Below are 18,577 nucleotides of genomic sequence, written 5' to 3'. Positions count from 1 at the left end.
AAACCAAAAGCTTCTTCTGTTTTTCAAAAAATGAAAATGCAGAAAAAGCTTTGGAAGATTAACATCTAATTCAATTTTTTAGAACTTGTATCTAAGGCTTGTCATGATCTGACGAGGCGCGATAGGGTTCACACTATAATTTTCGTGAACGGTATAATTCAATTCGTTTGTAATGTTTGATAATCTGCATAAGATTGAAAATTTTCTCCACTCATAACCTAAAGAAGCATCAACTGTTGTGTATCCTTTTAACGGAATATCACGATCTCTGATTGTTACAATGTATGCTGGATCCGGTTTTGGATTTGCAGGAGTTGGTGTAACAGCTGTCCATAAATAATCATCATTCCAACCTCCTGTACGGTCACCTACATAATTGGCAATTGCTCCAAAAGTTAATCCTTTTAGTAAGCCTTCTGGCAATTTGTAGAAGAAACTTAAATTGGCTGTATGTTTAGGAGTTCTAGCTAATATATCGCCTACTACAAGACTTCCGTTTGTTCCTGATGATTTAGAAACTTTAGTTTCATTAAAACTGTAACCAGCCAAAATATTCAAGCCTTCAACAGGAGTTGCGGTGATATCTATTTCGACACCTTTTCCTTTTGTAGCACCTACCAATTCTTTAAAATTGGTGTTGGCATTTTGTGTTACACCATCGGCTAAAAATTGCGCAGTTTGTGCCAGATTGTTATTTGTTATTTGATAAACAGTAACGTTTGTACTTAAAAGACCTTTCCAGAAATCTTTTTTAATACCCACTTCATACTGGTCAATAATCGAAGGATCTAACGGTTTTGAATCTACTGTTGTTCCCGTATTTGGTGTAAACGAGTTCGAATAACTTGCAAAAAGCGATAAATCTGTCGTTGGCTGAATTACTAATCCTGCTTTAGGCGAAAAAGCTTTGTTTAAGGTTTTAGCCCCTGTAACCGGAATCGCATTTTCGTAAGTAGTTGTAATAACATTTACATTGTTCTTTTTCTCGATTACTTCTTTTGTAGTGGTAGCTTCGGCTTGTTGCCAAGACCAACGTAATCCTGCTAAAACTTTTACATATTTATTGATCGAAACCAAATCTTGAAAATAAGCTCCAAAACGTTGTGTTTCTGTACTTGTTAATTGAGTAGTTCTTGAAGGGTAAGGAATATCACGACTTTGTGTGCTGTAATCGTAAGTATATAAGTTGATAGCTGTAGCTTCTGTTGTTATAAGGTCTGCAGGTTTTGCCGGATTATAGAATCCAAAAGTATAACTTGGAGCCAGAGAATTTTCGTAATCAACCCCTGTAAAAATCTCGTGTTTAACGCTACCGGTATTAAAAGTTCCTTGTAAACTCAATTGATCGCCAAATATTTGTTCTGCACCATCAGCTTTTGTTAAACCACGTTTCCAGTTTCCGTTGGCATCAATCGTACTTAATTGTGCTGTTGAAGTCTGAGTTCTGCGGTAAGATTGATACGAAGAATTAAAATTTAATTTCCAATTTTTATTAAAATCATGATTAAACAACATCGAAGCACTTGCTGATTTTGTATTTGCTGTTGACCAAAGTGAACCGAAAAATTCGTTACGAGGTAAATCTAAAATTGTTTTACCATAGATTCCCGTACCAAAATCAGGAGTCCAGTCTGCGCTTAAATAATCCCCTTGAACTGTAATTTGTGTTTTATCTGAAAGATGAAATAAGAACGAAGGGTTAACGTAAATACGTTCGTTTTTTACGTAATCTCTAAAGCTTTCTGAGTTTTCGTAAGAAGCGATAAATCGGTAAGCTATAGATTTGTTTAACGGTCCGTAAATATCTAAAGATGGTTTGTAGAAAGAGTAGCTTCCCATTTGCATGGATAATTCACCACCTTGTGTAAATTTTGGAGTTTTAGTTACTAAGTTCATGATTCCACCAGGAGCGACGTTTCCGTATAATAAAGCAGATCCTCCTTTTAAGAATTCTACTTTTTCTAAAGAAGAAACTTCTGGTATTGAACCTGCGTTGTAACGAAAGCCATTTTTAAACATATTATTGGCAGACATATCGTAACCTCTTGAGAAAAAAGATTCCTGAGCGCCACCACGAGCAGATCCTACATAAACTCCGTTAAGGTTTTTTACTACTTCACTTAATCTGATTGCTTGTTGCTCTTCGATTATTTCGCTGCCAATGATTTGAACACTTTGCGGTAAATCCATTACTTTGATTCCTGAACGTGCCGCTTCGATTGGTTTTTTAGGCTTATTAGCTGTAATTAAAACTTCATTCAGAATTTCTCCCTTTTTGTTTTTTACAGTATCATTTGCTGTTGAGGTGTTGTCTGCCTTTGCATAATCCTGACTATAAGTAGCGAAACTTATAAAAGATAAAGCGAATAGTAATTTATATCTCATGGTATTTATTTAGATTGAATAAAAATAACTTTTTGCAAATATAAGGTCACTTATATGTTTTAACAAAATATATTGATAGATTTTCTTACTTAAAATTTGATTAGTTTTGCCTTAAGATTCGCTTAAGATTTTGCTTTTTTAATTTATTGTTTTTTGAGATCTGAAGGTGAAATAGTCTTTTGCTCTCTTTTTATTTCATTTAAAGATTTAATGGTTGGGCATAAAAAAACCTTGCCCGAAAGAACAAGGTTAATTGTATTAAGACTTAGGAAAGCATTACTTATTTAACCGTGATTTGGTAAGTAGCCATTTTCCAGATTTCATCGTATTTTTTGCCATTATGATCGCCAGAGGCTTTTTCAGTATGAGCATATTCTACCATATAGTTTCCAGACCAGATTGGTGTAAAAGAAAATTGACCTTTATCGTTTGTCCACAATTCTTTTTCCCAGCCGTTTGGAGCAATTACTTTAATTTTTGTTTCTTTTGCAGCAGCACCTTCGTATAAAGCAAATCCGTCAATTTTTACATTCTTTTTTGCGATGTCTGCGTTTTCGCTAAACACTCCAATTACATTATTATTGGCAGTTGCATAGTTTCCTGCAGTTTTATTTCCAACTACTACTGTAGCGCTTGAATTGTAATCTAAAACCATAGTTCCGTAAACGTCTTTTACTTTGTGGTGCATTACGATAGTGTAAACTCCATCTTCATTTGGAGTAAAAAATGCCTGATATTTATTATCTAACGCTTTAGAAGTTAGTTTTGTTTCTTTTTTTGAAGGAGAAACCAATACTAAGGTAAAATCTTTTAAATCAGAGAACCATTTGTCTGCTTTTGTAATGTCGTTATCTGAAAATTCTCCAAAATAAACAGATATTTCCTGAGCTTTTCCTTTTGTACCAGTAGCTTTAGTTTCGATCCAAAGGGCGTGAGCAAATAATTGTGGAGCCGCAACTAACATTAAAAGTAAAAATGTTATCGTTTTTAAAGTTTTAGATTTCATAAGATGAAGTTTAAATTTTATTAAAAAATTATTTTTCACAAACTTAACTCTTATTTAGAATAATTAAAAATAAAACTTAAAAAAAAGACTTTTAAAGTAAAATAATTTGATGGATTGGATAATTTCGTAAAGGATATTGCCAATCTTTGTAGAATTCTGAGTGGGATTTGCTTGGCATATTGTAGTTCCAAAATGAAATATAGCAGACGAAAATATTGTTATGAAAACGAATTTCCTAGCCCCGATAGTAGTGGAAATCCTTTTGTGGCTCCCGATAGCTATCGGGAGCCACAAAAGATTGCAACGAATTGCTTCGCCAGTTCGCACTTTCAGGCTCGGGTGCGGGATTAGCTCCTAAAAAAAAAGATCATCCTAATAAAGGACAATCTTTCTTTTGTTTTTCTGTAAGCGATTTAAGTTTACAATTGACTTTTTAAAGCCTGAAATTTAGAATTTATAAGTAAAACTCGCCACAACATTTCTTGGTTTTTGCGGGTTTATGGTAGACCATCCTCCATTAAAATATTCTTTATTGGTAATATTATTAATGTTTAATGCGACTCTAAACTTGCTTACGTTATAAAAAACAGAAGCATTAATTACGGTATAAGATGGGATTACAAATTTTCCGGTTACTTTACTGTCTAAGGTAACATTGTCGCTGGCATAATTTCCTCCAAAACCAAGACCAAAACCGTTTAGACTTCCGTAATCAAATTTATAGGTTGCCCAAAGGTTGATTAAAGTTTCAGGACCTGACCAGATTGGTCTTTTTCCGGTTTCTAACCAAACATTAGATTCATCTCCTTTGATCACTTTACTGTCATTATAGCTATAACCTGCAATAATATTGAATCCTTTAAAAGGGTTTGCATTCAAATCGAATTCAAAACCTTTGCTTTGTGCTTCACCACCTTGTAAACTATTGTTGATATCGGCAGGATCTGCAGTAACTAAATTGGCAACTTTAATGTCATAATAACTTACCGTTGCGTTTAGTTTATCGCCCAAAAGATTGGCTTTTACTCCAAATTCTAATTGATTGGCATGTTCTGGTTCGAATGTTTTTGAAACTCCTGTGCTGCCATTGATCATTGGTCCGATGTTTCTGAAACCATTCATGTAGTTGGCAAATAACGAAAGTTTATCTTCTATGGGTTGGTACAATAAACCAAATTTTGGAGACAAAGCGATTTGGTTGTAATCGTCGGCATCTGTTTTGATATTGCCTTCGGTGTCGAAATAATCCAGACGTAAACTGGCCATTGCAATTAATTTTGATGTAATATTGATCACGTCAGAAGCATAAACGCTATAAGTGGCATCTTTGATGTTATTATCTTTTACGCCTGTAGTAGAAAGGATATTGTCTACTGAGCTTTGTGTTAGCACACGATCTCTCGCAGGATTTCCTGGTACAATAAGTCCGGTAGCGGGATCTATATAATTTTTTTCTCCCTGGGCATTTACATTATAAACCCAAGCCCAGCCTGTACCGTTGTAAATAGTATTTTTTGAGAAATAATCTAAACCAACTACAAGTCGATTGCGCATATTTCCTATTTTGAAATCGCCAATAAAATTCTGTTGAATATCAGTTGTTATGGTTTGAGATTGCTCTCTGGTAATCAGGATGCCAAAATCGCGCTGACTATTTTCGTTGTCGTAGATGTAAGAGTAATATCCGTTTGATCTTGTAGAACCTCTTGAAAGCGCTGTTTGCGAAGTCCATTGATCTGAGATTTTATAATTCATCTGACCTTGCAAATTGTATTTTGGGTTTTTGATAGACAAATCGTTACTGTAGAAAGAAAGTTTTGTGTTGTAATTCAAATCATTCATATTGGCATATTGCACAGGAGAATTTCTTCCTAAGAAAAGCATCGAAGGAGTTGTTTTTTCTTCCTGCATAAACTCTGTACTAATCAGGAAAGACAGTCTTTCGTTTACTTTATACGATAAAACCGGAGCTACGAAAAATGAAGTTCTAAAACCGGCATCCTGAAAGCTATTTTCGGTTTGGTAAGCAGCATTAATTCTAATACCTACATTATCTGCATCGTCTACAGAGGTGTTTACATCGGCAGTAACTCTGTTTAAACCAAAGCTTCCGGCGAGATAAGATACCTCGGCACCAAAACCGGAGTAAGGTTTTTTGGTAACGGTATTAATAAGTCCGCCGTAACTTACTAAGCTGCTCCCGAATAACGTTCCTGATGGTCCTTTAATTACTTCGATTCTTTCGATATTCGCAGGATCTAAACTTCCGTTAGATAAACCTGGTAATCCGTTTACGATATTGGCCTGAGTTTCAAAACCACGCAAAGAGTAATACGATCCTCCGTCGCCGCCACGACCAGTAGATTCCCATATTTTTTGAATTCCAGGTACATTTTTCATAGCATCTTCATAGTTTGTAATGGCTTGTTCTTTTAATAAATCAGCCGAAACAACATTATAAACTTGTGGATTTTCGATATTCTTCAAAGGCATTTTCGAAACATAATTGCTTTGCTTCGGGAAAAGTTTTGCCCTGTTATTGGTAATGATAACTTCTTTTAATTGTTTATTAGAAACTTTTAATTGCAAGTCAAGCGAGGTAGTTTCATTGGTAACAACATTTACTTCCTGCTCAAGTGTTTCGTAACCGGTTAAGGAAACCTGCAAAGTGTAGGTATTGGCTTTTACACGGCTAAATTCGAAAGCTCCATCTTCGTTGGTAATTGTACCGTATTTGGAGTTTTTAAGGATAATATTTACCCCAACTGCCAATTCTCCGTCTGAGGTTGTGATGGTTCCTTTTATTTTTCCTGTGTTTTGTTGGGCAAACATCGCGCTGGTGGCGATTAGAAAAAGACATAATGCAAAAGCAAAGTGCTGAATGCGTAGATTAAGATGCTTCATTTTTTTGGTTTGATTAATTATTCTAAAAGAGTTTTTTTTTGAGTTGATAAGAATTAAAAAGCACCTCCGGATTTAGAGGTGCTTTGTATATTAAGTATTTAAAACTTCAACGTTAAGTTTACTAAGACATTTGCCGGAGTTTGTGCCATTCCGTATGAATCCCAATATTCTTTGTTCGTTATATTGTTGAATTTTACACCAAGTCTCCAGGTTGGCTGCTCATAAAAAACAGTAGCATTATAAACAGAATAAGAAGGAGCATAGAAACTTTCGTCTTCGAATTTGTATTGTTTGTCTACATAATTACTACCAAAACCAAGTCCGAAATCTTTCAGTATATTTTGAAATTTATAAGACAACCAAAAATTAACTACGTTTTCAGGCGCTCCGCTGGCTTTATTTCCTTCGATACTAGCATCTGACGATTTTACGATTCGATTATCATTATAAGCATAACCAAGCACGGCGTTGAAACCTTCGATAGGATTCGCAATAAATTCGAAATCCAGACCTTTACTTACTTGTTTACCATCCTGAACACTATATCCGTCAGGTGTTGTTCTTGTCGCATTATCAATAGTAATGTTGTAGTAACTTAAAGTTGTGCTTAATTTTTTATTGAAAGCTTCTACTTTTACACCACCTTCGTATTGGTTGGCGTAAACAGGTTTTAAGACTAACAAACTTCCGTCTGGCTGATTTACAGGACCTGAATTTTGAAAACCGTTCATATAATTTCCAAATAATGAAACCTGATTTTTAATCACTTCATAAACCAAACCTAATTTAGGAGATAAAGCTGTTTGATTATATCCCGGAACATCTACAAGATCTTTCTGAACGAAATTGTCTAAACGAAGACTCAACATGGCAGATAAACGATCTGTAAAACTGATTACATCTGAGGCGTAAACACTAAATATTTGTTCGTCAGGAACTGGCCATGTAAGTTGAGACAGCGCTGCATCGACTTGTTTTTTTCGAATAGGCTCAAAAGGTTTTGTTACATTGATCGTGTCCAGAACCGGCGTTGCACCATAATTAAAAGTACCTTTTGAGAATCTGTAATTTACACCTACTAATAGTTTGTGTTTGATGGTTCCGGTAGCAAACTCACCATTGATATTTTCTTGTATGTTCGTAAACTGATTGGATATTGGTCCAAAACGAGATACACTTCTTAGAACTTCAGTTGGAGAAGTCCATTTTGTGTAATATTGATAACTGCGATCTACATTTTCGTCTATAAAAGAGTAAAGCGTTGTAGATTTCCAGTTTTTTGCCAATTGATATTCTGCCTGAACAAACACTTTTGTCGACGAAGTTTTAGCATCTAAGTCATCATGAAATAAACTTTTTCTGTAATCTATTTGCAGATCTGTTGGGTTTGTAATTCCCGGAGCATACGAACGTCCGTAAGTAGGGCGCGTGTTGTTTACATTGTAGATTTCAGTATCAACACTTAAGGTTAATTTATCTGTTGCTTTATAGACAAGACTCGGCGCAATCAGGAATGTTTTATTAAAACCATAATCTAAGAAACTCTTTTCCGTATTTACAGAAGTGTTTAATCTGAACAATACTTTATTATCAGGCGTTAATGGCGTATTAATATCAAGTGCAAGTCGGTTTAATCCAAAACTTCCTCCCGTATAAGAAACCTCTGTTTTTTTACCTTCAAAAGGTTTTTTGGTAACAAGATTTACAACACCACCAAAAGACGAAACAGACGATCCGAATAAAGTTCCTGATGGTCCTTTTAGCACTTCAATGCGTTCTGCATTATCAATAGAAATAGAACTACGGCCCGTCATATTTTCCATTCCGTTTCGGGCATTAACTCCTGTGCTAAAACCTCTAAAAGAAATTTCAAGTCCTCCTGACGGGTAAATTTTTGTAGTTACTCCAGGGGCATTTATAACTGCGCTTCTAATATCTACAGCAATTTGTTCCTGCAAAAGTTCTTTTTGAATCACACTATAAACCTGCGGATTTTCGAGATTTTTAAGCGGCATTCTGGCCACGTAATCTGTTTTTTTAGATAAGATGCTTTTCTTACCGTTTACTACAACTTCGTGCAATTCTTTGTTCGAAACTTTTAGTTGCAGCGTTATGGCAGAGGTTTCACTTTCTGCTACAACAACTTCCTGTTCAGTAGTTTCGTAACCCGTTAAGGATATTTGCAGCGTGTAAGTATTGGCTTTTACTCTGTTCAGTTCAAAAGTTCCGTCATCATTGGTAGTAGTACCGTATTTAGAGCTTTTAAGAATAACATTTACACCGGCAGCAGCGTCGCCGTCAGAGGTTGTTATGGTACCTTTTATTTTTCCGAAATTTTGTTGGGCGAATGAACAAAAAACCGAGAATAGAAAACTGATTGTGAATAGAAAACGATAGGTTTTCACAGTAGAATATTTCATTTTTATATTGAATTTGGTTAAGATTTTTGTTTTTATTTAGAATGAATAAAAACAGTGCAAATGTAGAAATTAATATTTCCTTAACAAATTTTATAAAGAATGATTTAATGCGCTTTTTGTTATATTTAAGTAAATAATTAATTTTTTTATTGAAGGAAGAATAGCAGCTGACTTAAATTTCTGACTTTTATTAAAAATTCAAAAAAGGGTAGATGTTACACTTCAAAAGGCTTAATTTTGCAATCTGAAAAATTGCTTCATGATTTTACCTTTCTTTAAAAAAATTCAAAATACACCCAGAGGATTTAGAATAGCTAATACTGTATTTTTTTTCCTTTCCGGATTTGGATATTCTTCCTGGGTTTCGAGAATACCGCATATAAAAGCGCAGTTGCATTTATCCGAAGCTGAATTTGGAACTGTTTTATTCGCTTTTCCTATTGGTTTAATGCTTACAATGCCTTTTACAGGAAGATTATTAAACAAATACAGCAGCCGATATATCATGTTGCTTGGAGCCGTAATGTTTAATGTTGTTCTGGCTTTACCCGGACTTGCAGGTTTTGTATGGCAGTTGGTCATTATACTTTTAATTTTTGGGGCTTCACGTAATATTTTTAATTTATCGATTAATGCACAATCGCTTGAGGTTCAGAAATTATATAAACAATCGATCATAACGCGTTTTCATGCGGTTTGGAGTATTGCTGTTTTTTCAGGAGCAGGTTTAGGTTATGTAATGGTATCAAGGCATATTGCGCCGGCGCATCATTTATTGGGTGTAAGTGTTTTTATGATGGCGCTTACGGCTTGTTTTTATCCGCTTAGTATTCATAATGAACCTGTACCGGTAAAGAAGAAGTTCTTTTCGATGCCGGAAAAAAATCTGATTAAGTTTGCCATAATTTGTTTTGTTTCTATGGCTTGCGAAAATACAATGTACGATTGGAGTGGTATTTATTTTGAAAATATCTTACACGCTTCACCAAAATTAACGAGTGCTGCATTTGTATTTTTTGCAACAGCAGTAACTTTAGGACGTTTGTTTGGAGATTATGGCGTAATGAAATTTGGTACAAAACGAATTCTCCTTTATAGTGGTATTTTTATCACTTTAGGATTTTTAATTTGTTTTCTGTTGCCCTTTATTTATCCAACGATTTTTGGTTATGTCTTAATCGGAATTGGGGTTTCCTGCGTTGTTCCGTTAGTATTTAGCATTGCCGGAAGATCGTCAAAATTAAGTAGTGGTTCTGCGTTAACTTCTATATCCACAATTGGTTACCTTGGATTTTTATTGGTTCCGCCAATGGTGGGGTTTATCTCTGAATATTTAAGTATGAAATTCGCCTTTTTGGTAATGGCATTTCTAGGGATATTGATGATTTTTATGGTGAATAAAATCGGGGAGAATGAGTAGGTTTTTTTTAGGAGGTGCTGAGGTTCTGAGTTACTGAGGTTTTTCTTTTTGGATTGTTATTGAGTAATTTTTAAACTATAATTCTAATCATAGAAAAATCATCTGTTGGTTTTAAACCAAACTCATTTTCTATCCTTTTTAATTTAAAATCAAGCATATCATTCTTTTCAGAATTTGTTTTATCCATTGTTAAAAATTGAATAACGTCAATTTTTTCTTTTGACTTAGAAGGCAATAACTTTTCGAAGGTAAAAATTCCATCCGTTGCAATACTGATGTCTTGAAGTGAATTGAATTCAATTTTTTGTTTTTGTGAACTATAGAAAGTTTGAAAATCTTCTGAAAGATGAAAACCTAAATAATCAGGTTTGTTGTCTTGCTCAAATTCGGTTATTTTTCCATTTATATTGACAAAACCATCTCCAATGGTTAATACAATACCTTTCTGTTGCACTTTATCAAATAAAAGAATAATGAGAGTTGTTAATAATTCTTTCTCATCAATCATCAATTGATTCTTTATAATTTTAAGCTCATTTAACAAAGCTTGTAGAATTACTTTTAGATTTTCTTCAGGAGAGAGGGAATGATTGTTTTTCTCAATAAATTCTTTGTAGCCTTTTTCTAAACAGATTTTTTTTAGAATTTTTCCAACTAATAGAGAAGCAAACTGACTTTCTAATGCTGTTGTACAACCATCCATTAGAGCGCAAATAGTGTGATTTTTTCCATATTCACCGATGAATAAATGATCTTCACAATTATTTTGATGATAATCGCCAATTTGCAATGATGAATATATTCTCATCTAATTATTTGTACTTGTTGTTGGTATTGATTCTGGATTTTTTTTCAATTAAAATTATTACTTCTTAGTCATAACAAACTTCTCAGAACTAGCTTTCCCTTGTAAATTCCCTGAAATCTCAGCAGTCAGAGTATTATTTGCGCCTTTTGTATAGGTGATTTTTTGAGGATAATCGTGTTTTGGATTTTCGAAAACCAATTGTTTATCAGATTCAGCAGTTGATGGAAATGCAACCGATTTATCATCATTCTGACCTTTTACAGTAGCAAAATAAGTTAAGGTTTCGCCTTTTTGAGTTAATACAATGTTTTCGAAATGCAGAGTATCTTTTCCTTTAATGAAGTAGGATGTCGCGCTAAAAGTACTGTCGTTTAGTTTTGTCCAGTTTTCGGTTAAAGTACCATCTGGAGAAGTGTTTTCCCAATTGCCGATAAGCCAGTCTGCAATTTTGATTTTATCTTTTTCTACAGATTCTTTTTTCTGGCAAGAAACAACAATTATTACAAGAGCTAAAAGAGTAATTTTCTGAAACATATTTATGGTTTTTGATTGTACTAAAGTATGAAAAAAATGTTTGCCACGAATAACACCAATTTACATGAATTAATTTTTGAAGCTTGCCACTCCCGATAGCTATCGGGATAAAAGTATTAAGATGATTTGTTTCACGCAGATTTAAAAAGATTTAAGCAGATCTTCGCAGATTTGTATAATTCTAAATCAAAATTAAATCTGCCCAAATTTGCAGAATCTGCGTGAAACAATAATTCGTGAAAATTAGTGAAATTCGTGGCGAAGAAAAAAATCATTCTAATCCAGTAATCTGTGGCTAAAATAATTAAACGCTTTCGCTTAAAATCAAATAAACCAGTTCTTTAGTTGGTTTTTGATCTTTTAGTTTGGCTCTTACATCATCAAAAGTCACTTTAAAATTACATCCTGATTTGTATTCGCTGCAACCATAAGCGGTATTTCCTTTTAAGATGGTTCCTTTTTTACATTTCGGACAAGTTAAAGCATCAGAATCTGTTTTTGCTGCTGGTTTGTCTTTCGCGGCTGTTTTTTTGATTTCTAATTTTAACTTGTAGTTTTCTTCAAAACGAATTAAACCTTCAACAGTTCCTTCATCGGTTTTAAAGCCTTTTATATTGACAGTTGATCCTTTTTGAACCAATCTTAAATATTGATTTTCGGATATTTTTTTATCTGAAAAAGTGTACGGCAATAAAAAATCACAACCTGCTTTGTAATTACCGCATCCAAAAGCCGATTTTCCTTTTATTAAAGTGGCTTTCTGGCATTTCGGACAAGTTTCGGCTAAGATTCCTGCGGCTTTCTTTTTCTCAACTTTAACCACTTCCTTTTGAGTTGCGGTTGCGTGCGAGATATTGGCGTGTCTGGTTTCGCTTCGTACTTCGGTAACCAAAGCTTCGACCATTCGCTTCATGTTTTTAATAAAAGCTCCGGCGGTATAAGTACCTTTTTCGATATCTTTCAGTTGTTTCTCCCAGGAACCTGTAAGTTCTGCCGATTTGATCAATTCGTTCTGAATCGTATCAATAAGCTGAATCCCTGTAGGTGTTGGTAAAACCTGTTTTTTATTTCGAACAATGTATTGACGCTTAAAAAGTGTTTCGATAATATTTGCTCGCGTAGACGGACGTCCAATACCGTTCTCTTTCATTAATTCTCGTAAATCTTCGTCATCGACTTGTTTACCGGCGGTTTCCATCGCACGAAGTAAAGTTGCCTCTGTAAACTGATTGGGTGGTTTGGTTTCTTTTTCTAAAAACGAGGGTTCATGCGGACCTTTTTCTCCCACGACAAAATTGGGTAATAAATCGGCTTCTTTTTCTTTGGCATTGGGATCTTCAAAAACAACACGGAAACCTTTTTTTAAGATCACTTTTCCGGTGGTTTTGAACATTACTTCGGCTGCTTTTCCTATTACTGTGGTATTGGCAACCAAACAATCATCATAGAATACGGCAATAAAACGTCTTGTAATAATGTCATATACTTGTTGCTGATTGAATTGCAAATTACTCTCGATTCCCGTTGGAATAATCGCGTGGTGATCTGTAACCTTTTTATCGTTGAAAACCTTGGGTGATTTTTTTATTTTTTTTCCTAGAAGTGGTTGCGTTAACTCGGCATATTTGGATAATTTTTGCAGAATTCCCGGTACTTTTGGGTAAATATCATTGGGTAAGAAAGTCGTATCAACTCTGGGATAGGTCACTACTTTTTGCTCGTACAAAGTTTGTACAATTTTAAGCGTTTCATCTGCCGAAAATCCAAATTTGGTATTGCAATACACCTGTAAACCCGTTAAGTCGAATAGTTTAGGCGCGTATTCGTTTCCGTTCTTTTTGTCGACAGAAACAATTTCGAATTCACTTTCTTTAACTTTATTGGCGAGAAGTTCTCCGTCTTCTTTTTTCAGGAAACGGCCTTCTTCATAACTAAAAAGGGTTTCTCTGTATAACGTTTGTAATTCCCAGTAGGGTTGAGGTTTAAAGTTTTCGATTTCTTTCCAGCGATCTACAACCATTGCCAATGTTGGCGTTTGCACGCGGCCAATAGACAATACTTGTTTGTATCCGCCATGTTTTACGGTATACAAACGCGTGGCATTCATACCCAATAACCAGTCGCCAATGGCTCTTGAAAATCCGGCGTAGAATAAATTATCGTAGTTTTCAGAAGGCTTTAAGTTTTCGAATCCTTCTTTTATCGCTTCGGTTGTTAGAGACGAAATCCATAAACGCTGTACTTCGCCTTTATAATTCGCTTCGTTCATTACCCAACGCTGAATCAGTTCTCCTTCTTGCCCGGCATCCCCGCAGTTTATCACCACTTCGGCTTTGTCGAAGAGGCTTTTTACAATTCTAAATTGCTTTTCGATACCTGAATTCTGAACGACTTTGGTCTCGAATTTCTCCGGAAGCATGGGTAGATTATTCAAATCCCAGCTTTTCCAGTGTGGTTTGTAATCGTTGGGTTCTTTTAAAGTACATAAATGCCCAAATGTGTAGGTCACGGCATAACCGTTTCCTTCAAAATATCCATCGTGCTTGGTATTGGCTCCCAAAACGGATGCGATTTCGCGTGCTACACTTGGTTTCTCAGCAATACATACCTTCATTTTTCTCCTTCTTATTTATAAGGCGAAATTAGCGATTTAGAATTTGGTATTGAAATTATAAAGGGACAAAGGTTTTTTTTAATCTCGCAAAGACGCAGAGTCGCAAAGTTTTTCCTTTTTTAAGTTTTTTTGTTTCCCGCAGATTTAAAAAGATTTAAGCTGATGGTCGCAGCGTATTTAAAGTATTGAATGGATCTGTGTTATCTGTTCCAATCTGCAGAATCTGCGTGAAACAAAAAATCATTTTAATCATTTTAATCAGTGACCTTAAATAAAAAACTTTGCGATTCTGCGTCTTTGCGAGATTACTTCTTTCTTCTGTCCGTAAGATATTTTCTAATTGGGATATCATAAAAAATCATCGTCAAATAGGCGATACCCACAAGAAGAATAGTTCCTGCAATGATAATAAAAGTAAGTTGCGTGGTTTCAGGTTTGTAAGTTGTATAATAGTTGGCGAATATCCACATTGCTGCATAATGCGTCATGTATAAAGGATATGATATTTGTCCGAAGAAAACGCATAGTTTTTTGAATCCCGGGGCCAAAGTTGCTCCCGCTCCCAATACTATCAATAAAGGGAAATAAAATAAAACAACCAATGGTTCTGTAAGCCAATTGAAATATGAAAAAGGCAATACAAAAGCCAAAAGCAATAATACAGATAAACTAATGAAACCTAATTTTGATTTAATAATCCAATTTGAGCGGTAAATAAGCATTCCTGCTAAAAATGAAAACGAAATGCGACCAAAGCCATCCCAAAAAGTTTCGCCGCTCCATCCGCCCATTAAAGAACCTCCTGCGCGTTGGCTCACAAAACATATTCCTGCTGCAGCCAAAGCCGTTAATACAAAAAGGGAACGACGGCTTAGTTTATAAAGGAAAAGCGCGTAAAAAATATTGGCAACATATTCCCAAAACAAAGACCAGCCCGGCGCATTTAATCCGAATATATTGAAATACCGATCTGCCATAACCGGAAACGGAATCAGAAAAATGGATGCCAGAAATATCAAAATGATTTTACCGGTTTGGTAAGTTTCAGGATGACCGCCAAACGGATCGAAAAGAAATGCCAACAAACCCAATACAGAACCAAAGAGAACCAAAGGATGTAATCTTATTAATCTTAATTTGAAAAAGTCAGTGAGTTTCATTTTACCAATACGATCGTGGTAGGCGTAAGCAATAACAAATCCGGAAAGACAAAAGAAAAAGTCGACAGCTAAAAAGCCATGCGCAATAAAATTTTCGCTCGGCGGATGCACGATTTCCATAAAATGAAAAATTACAATAGCCACAGCGGCTATTCCTCTTAATCCGTCCAGGATCTCAAAATGTTGTTTTGGTTTTAGGGTTTCGGTTTGGGGTTGTGTCATGGTTTTATTTAATATTGCGGAATAATTATAAGAAACTCAATTAAATTTTTACCAGCGGAGAAAGTATCTTGCTAGTATTTTGAATGTTTTATTCCTAATCTATTTTAAAAATCCTTGAATAGTTTTCAAATTCAGTTTCTTTAAGGCTTTCTTCGATCACTTTTTTGGCAATATCAAAGTCAACCACCATACAACCTACTTCCATAGTTCCGCTGCCAATGCTTCCGCCATCGCTGTGACCAAGTCCTGTCCAGCCTAAAATTTCATCCATTTTTTGCTCGAGCCTATGTCGTTTTGCAAGATCTTGTTCTGTACCAAAACCTTCAATACTATATTCTATTTCTAAAAAAGAAACTTTATCCTGATCAAACTCTGCGTAGCCTTCTTTTAATTTCTGATCAATTTCTTTTTGCACATTTTTTCTGAAACTCGAAAATAATCCGCCTTTAACTTCTTTGTTTTCTCCTTGTTCTCCAACGATTCCCCAATGTACAATGGCTGTTTTTTCGTCTTTATCCCAAGTTTCCCAGTACCAAAGCTGATTGTCTTTTTGTTTATAGAGTTTAAGCATATTTGAGTTTTTGAATTGTTTTTGGTTCTATACTACAGATTTACAATCTGTTTTCACAAAGATTGTTTTTTTCTGTTTATAAAAAAAGCCACAAAATTATTTTCTTGTGGCTTTTTTGTTTTTAGTCTAATTGAAATTTCAATCAGTTGAATACGACCGATTGTATACAATCACCTAAAAATAATCTATTGTTTGTAGTTTCGTTGCGATGAAAATTAGAATAAAAATAATATAACTCAATCATGGAAATACAAGATAGAAAACAGGTCAGGGAATTTTTAGAATCAATAAATAGAATGAATAAATTCACTACGCTAAAATTAGAGGATAATAATGATAATTCGTTTAGTGTACCGCTGAAGGTTTCCGGTTATAACGAACTTAATTTAATAGTTTCAGATCTTCTTAAAGCGAGTATCGTTTTAATGAATAAGGAAGCCCGAAGTTTGGCTAATTTTGAATCAGATACAGATATTAATGTAGTGACTTTGCTTGAAATCGCCTTGCAGCTTCTACCAGATCAGGAAATGGAATTATTGGATGATTTGCATAAGATTTGTTTAGAGTCTGATACAAAATAAGGTTTTCTAAGAATAAAGACAGCGAGGATTTCTGTTTAGCTGGTTTTTTCTTGCAATCCATTTATAAAAGTTTCAAAGCTATCGGCTATTATTAAAAATTGTTCTTCGGGCAAATGGTCTGTCCATCGGTTGATAACTATTTTACCATAAGTTTCAGGATCAAAACTTAAACAAAAATGCCATCCGCCACCATCATAGGCAAAAGGAACTAGTTTACGTTTATACTCATGAAAAAACTCTTTAGAAAGATTTAATATTTCGTCAAACATTAAAAATTGACCAATTTGAAAGTCTCCTTTATCATTAGATGAGAAAGTATTTTCATAAATAGATAGTCCCCCATATTTTTTAAGGAAGTCTTTCAAAATATTTGGAAGATCAATTTTTAAATTATTTTCAATGAAATTAAATTCAGCGTCTTGTATTCTATCAACTATATTAAAATGCCTCATAATTTATTGTATTAAAGTTCAGATAGCTATTGCTAGCGCGAGCGGAATTATTTCCACATTAAAATAAAATCAAGTAAATTATTTATAATTATTTTGAGCCAATTTTTTTCTGTTGGTTTATACTTGTTCATATTTGGTAAAATTTTAAACTTTACATAGTGATCTTGTTGAGGAAAACTTCGGATATCGGGATTTCTATTTCAATCAATGTTAGGTATTAAAAATGATCAATAAAATTATAAGTGTTCCAAAGAATATGACTCCAATCATATGATTTAAAGAGCTGTTTCCTTCCTTTTTTTTGTTACTGCCAGTTGGTGACCATATACTTGAGAATGTTGTAAAATCATCGTCGTTTAGTAAACATCTTAAACTTAGATATAGGTATCTAACGAACGCTCCTAAATACTCTAATAAAACCCGACCTACTATTATTTGTAAAAAATCCATTTTTACTGAATTGTTTAGTTATGATTAGCGTAATGATTAAATTTTTTTGTTCAGTTTTGCGTTTAACAGCCGGAGGCTTGCGTCAACGGGAATTTTTAGGTTTCCCAATATCTAAATTCTTTAGGAATTAATTCTAAAAACCTATTTTGATTTTCTATAAAAAAACCTTTCCATCCTTCAATAATTCTATTTTCTATTAGCTGATCAGAGTAGTTACTATAAAGCTCTTTATTGTCAAAATCAATGTATAAACTCGGAAGATAATTATTAAAGGAGGTTTTAACTACATTAACACTCTCAGTTTTATATGCTTTGTTTATATTTTCAAATTCAATCTTTAAGTATTCTATTTCTTGTAAATAATTATTTTTTAAAATATCATGCTCCCAATCATCTAAAAGCCACCAGGAATTTTCTCCGTAATAAATAGAAAATTTATTATCTATTTTGATAACTACGAATATTCCACCCTGAAATTTATTAAAATAAGAGTTCATCTATTTTTTTTTATACTTCCCATAATATTATCCGATAGCGTGGATTTGCAAACCGTGCTTACAAACAATGGTTTGTTATGTTTGTAAATATAAAACAAAAGCGACATATTTTTGTCGCTTTTGTTTTGATTCTACCTTCTTAACAGTCCAGTCATAGTTAAAAAATCCTTGGCATCTGGCATATTAAAATACTATAAAAGTATAATCATTAGAACTGGCTTTTTGAAAACCAAAAAAAGATACTATTTTATCATTTTCGATCAAAATGTATTGGGGAATACTGTGTTTTAAATCAACTTTAAAAACATTTTCTCGTTTCTTTTCTTCTAAATTGTTGAATTTAGCTTTATCAATTTCATTAAAAGAATTATAAGATGAAATAGAAAAATTGTTTTCTACAACATCTTTTTTTAGTAAAAAGAAATTTCCATTCTCTTCCTTGGCAAAATTACGAAAGTCTATAATCATACTAGTGCCTTTTTTGTATTGATCCGCATCAGAATATTTTATGTATTGACTAACTATTTCTTCCGGATTAATATTATTAATATAT

General features: G+C 33.9%; 14 protein-coding genes. 2 read left to right on the top strand and 12 right to left on the bottom strand.

The window, feature by feature from the left end:
- Nucleotides 1–78 precede the first annotated feature (78 nt).
- The 4 genes from FLACOL7796_RS07905 to FLACOL7796_RS07890 all read right to left on the bottom strand — a co-directional run bounded on the left by FLACOL7796_RS07905 (nt 79) and on the right by FLACOL7796_RS07890 (nt 8,715).
- Complete coding sequence (locus tag FLACOL7796_RS07905) at nt 79–2,385, bottom strand: TonB-dependent siderophore receptor (protein WP_173970271.1); 2,307 nt, start codon at nt 2,383–2,385, stop codon at nt 79–81.
- Nucleotides 2,386–2,665: 280 nt separating this feature from the next.
- Nucleotides 2,666–3,391, bottom strand: coding sequence for a hypothetical protein (locus FLACOL7796_RS07900; protein WP_173970270.1), 726 nt, complete (start codon nt 3,389–3,391; stop codon nt 2,666–2,668).
- A gap of 447 nt (nt 3,392–3,838) precedes the next feature.
- Entirely contained in the window at nt 3,839–6,295 is a 2,457-nt protein-coding gene (locus FLACOL7796_RS07895; protein ID WP_173970269.1) for a TonB-dependent receptor, read from the bottom strand.
- Nucleotides 6,296–6,393: 98 nt separating this feature from the next.
- Complete coding sequence (locus FLACOL7796_RS07890; protein WP_173970268.1) at nt 6,394–8,715, bottom strand: TonB-dependent receptor; 2,322 nt, start codon at nt 8,713–8,715, stop codon at nt 6,394–6,396.
- Nucleotides 8,716–8,974: 259 nt separating this feature from the next.
- Between FLACOL7796_RS07890 and FLACOL7796_RS07885 the strand changes: the two genes are divergently transcribed.
- A complete protein-coding gene (locus tag FLACOL7796_RS07885) occupies nt 8,975–10,135 on the top strand; it encodes an MFS transporter (RefSeq protein WP_173970267.1) in 1,161 nt (386 codons plus the stop codon).
- Nucleotides 10,136–10,205: 70 nt separating this feature from the next.
- Here the strand turns inward: FLACOL7796_RS07885 and FLACOL7796_RS07880 are convergent, their stop codons facing one another.
- The 5 genes from FLACOL7796_RS07880 to FLACOL7796_RS07860 form a co-directional block, all read right to left on the bottom strand.
- Nucleotides 10,206–10,943 carry a protein phosphatase 2C domain-containing protein gene (locus FLACOL7796_RS07880; protein WP_173970266.1) on the bottom strand — a complete coding sequence of 246 codons (738 nt, stop codon included), beginning with the start codon at nt 10,941–10,943 and terminating at the stop codon, nt 10,206–10,208.
- 57 nt (nt 10,944–11,000) lie between these two features.
- On the bottom strand, nt 11,001–11,477 hold the full coding sequence (locus FLACOL7796_RS07875; RefSeq protein WP_173970265.1) for a DUF6265 family protein: 477 nt from the start codon (nt 11,475–11,477) through the stop codon (nt 11,001–11,003).
- A 304-nt stretch (nt 11,478–11,781) separates the two neighbouring features.
- Entirely contained in the window at nt 11,782–14,091 is a 2,310-nt protein-coding gene (locus FLACOL7796_RS07870; protein WP_173970264.1) for a DNA topoisomerase 3, read from the bottom strand.
- Nucleotides 14,092–14,396: 305 nt separating this feature from the next.
- Nucleotides 14,397–15,473 carry an acyltransferase family protein gene (locus FLACOL7796_RS07865; RefSeq protein ID WP_173970263.1) on the bottom strand — a complete coding sequence of 359 codons (1,077 nt, stop codon included), beginning with the start codon at nt 15,471–15,473 and terminating at the stop codon, nt 14,397–14,399.
- Between the two features lie 94 nt (nt 15,474–15,567).
- Nucleotides 15,568–16,044: a hypothetical protein gene (locus FLACOL7796_RS07860; RefSeq protein ID WP_173970262.1), complete on the bottom strand. Its 477-nt coding sequence runs from the start codon at nt 16,042–16,044 to the stop codon at nt 15,568–15,570.
- Between the two features lie 296 nt (nt 16,045–16,340).
- Here FLACOL7796_RS07860 and FLACOL7796_RS07855 point away from each other — a divergent pair, with 296 nt between their 5' ends.
- Nucleotides 16,341–16,625 carry a hypothetical protein gene (locus tag FLACOL7796_RS07855; RefSeq protein WP_173970261.1) on the top strand — a complete coding sequence of 95 codons (285 nt, stop codon included), beginning with the start codon at nt 16,341–16,343 and terminating at the stop codon, nt 16,623–16,625.
- Nucleotides 16,626–16,660: 35 nt separating this feature from the next.
- Here the strand turns inward: FLACOL7796_RS07855 and FLACOL7796_RS07850 are convergent, their stop codons facing one another.
- The 3 genes from FLACOL7796_RS07850 to FLACOL7796_RS07840 form a co-directional block, all read right to left on the bottom strand.
- Nucleotides 16,661–17,077, bottom strand: a complete 417-nt coding sequence (locus FLACOL7796_RS07850; protein WP_173970260.1) for an SMI1/KNR4 family protein — start codon at nt 17,075–17,077, stop codon at nt 16,661–16,663.
- A 545-nt stretch (nt 17,078–17,622) separates the two neighbouring features.
- Nucleotides 17,623–18,024: a hypothetical protein gene (locus tag FLACOL7796_RS07845; protein ID WP_173970259.1), complete on the bottom strand. Its 402-nt coding sequence runs from the start codon at nt 18,022–18,024 to the stop codon at nt 17,623–17,625.
- 183 nt (nt 18,025–18,207) lie between these two features.
- Nucleotides 18,208–18,577: hypothetical protein (locus FLACOL7796_RS07840; protein ID WP_173970258.1), on the bottom strand; the 370-nt coding region annotated here is incomplete at its 5' end.

This window comes from Flavobacterium bizetiae (assembly GCF_902804475.1).
In the GTDB taxonomy this organism is placed as follows: Bacteria; Bacteroidota; Bacteroidia; order Flavobacteriales; family Flavobacteriaceae; genus Flavobacterium; species Flavobacterium bizetiae.
Note: the sequence above shows the minus strand (reverse complement) of the source record. Positions and strands in the feature narration are given on the sequence as shown.

Excerpts from the sequence above, each read along its gene's own strand:
- FLACOL7796_RS07850 (WP_173970260.1), bottom strand. The coding sequence starts at position 17,077 with ATGAGGCATTTTAATATAGTTGATAGAATACAAGACGCTGAATTTAAT.
- FLACOL7796_RS07900 (WP_173970270.1), bottom strand. The coding sequence starts at position 3,391 with ATGAAATCTAAAACTTTAAAAACGATAACATTTTTACTTTTAATGTTA.
- FLACOL7796_RS07880 (WP_173970266.1), bottom strand. The coding sequence starts at position 10,943 with ATGAGAATATATTCATCATTGCAAATTGGCGATTATCATCAAAATAAT.
- FLACOL7796_RS07845 (WP_173970259.1), bottom strand. The coding sequence starts at position 18,024 with ATGAACTCTTATTTTAATAAATTTCAGGGTGGAATATTCGTAGTTATC.
- FLACOL7796_RS07890 (WP_173970268.1), bottom strand. The coding sequence starts at position 8,715 with ATGAAATATTCTACTGTGAAAACCTATCGTTTTCTATTCACAATCAGT.
- FLACOL7796_RS07855 (WP_173970261.1), top strand. The coding sequence starts at position 16,341 with ATGAATAAATTCACTACGCTAAAATTAGAGGATAATAATGATAATTCG.
- FLACOL7796_RS07885 (WP_173970267.1), top strand. The coding sequence starts at position 8,975 with ATGATTTTACCTTTCTTTAAAAAAATTCAAAATACACCCAGAGGATTT.
- FLACOL7796_RS07860 (WP_173970262.1), bottom strand. The coding sequence starts at position 16,044 with ATGCTTAAACTCTATAAACAAAAAGACAATCAGCTTTGGTACTGGGAA.
- FLACOL7796_RS07905 (WP_173970271.1), bottom strand. The coding sequence starts at position 2,385 with ATGAGATATAAATTACTATTCGCTTTATCTTTTATAAGTTTCGCTACT.
- FLACOL7796_RS07875 (WP_173970265.1), bottom strand. The coding sequence starts at position 11,477 with ATGTTTCAGAAAATTACTCTTTTAGCTCTTGTAATAATTGTTGTTTCT.
- FLACOL7796_RS07895 (WP_173970269.1), bottom strand. The coding sequence starts at position 6,295 with ATGAAGCATCTTAATCTACGCATTCAGCACTTTGCTTTTGCATTATGT.
- FLACOL7796_RS07870 (WP_173970264.1), bottom strand. The coding sequence starts at position 14,091 with ATGAAGGTATGTATTGCTGAGAAACCAAGTGTAGCACGCGAAATCGCA.
- FLACOL7796_RS07865 (WP_173970263.1), bottom strand. The coding sequence starts at position 15,473 with ATGACACAACCCCAAACCGAAACCCTAAAACCAAAACAACATTTTGAG.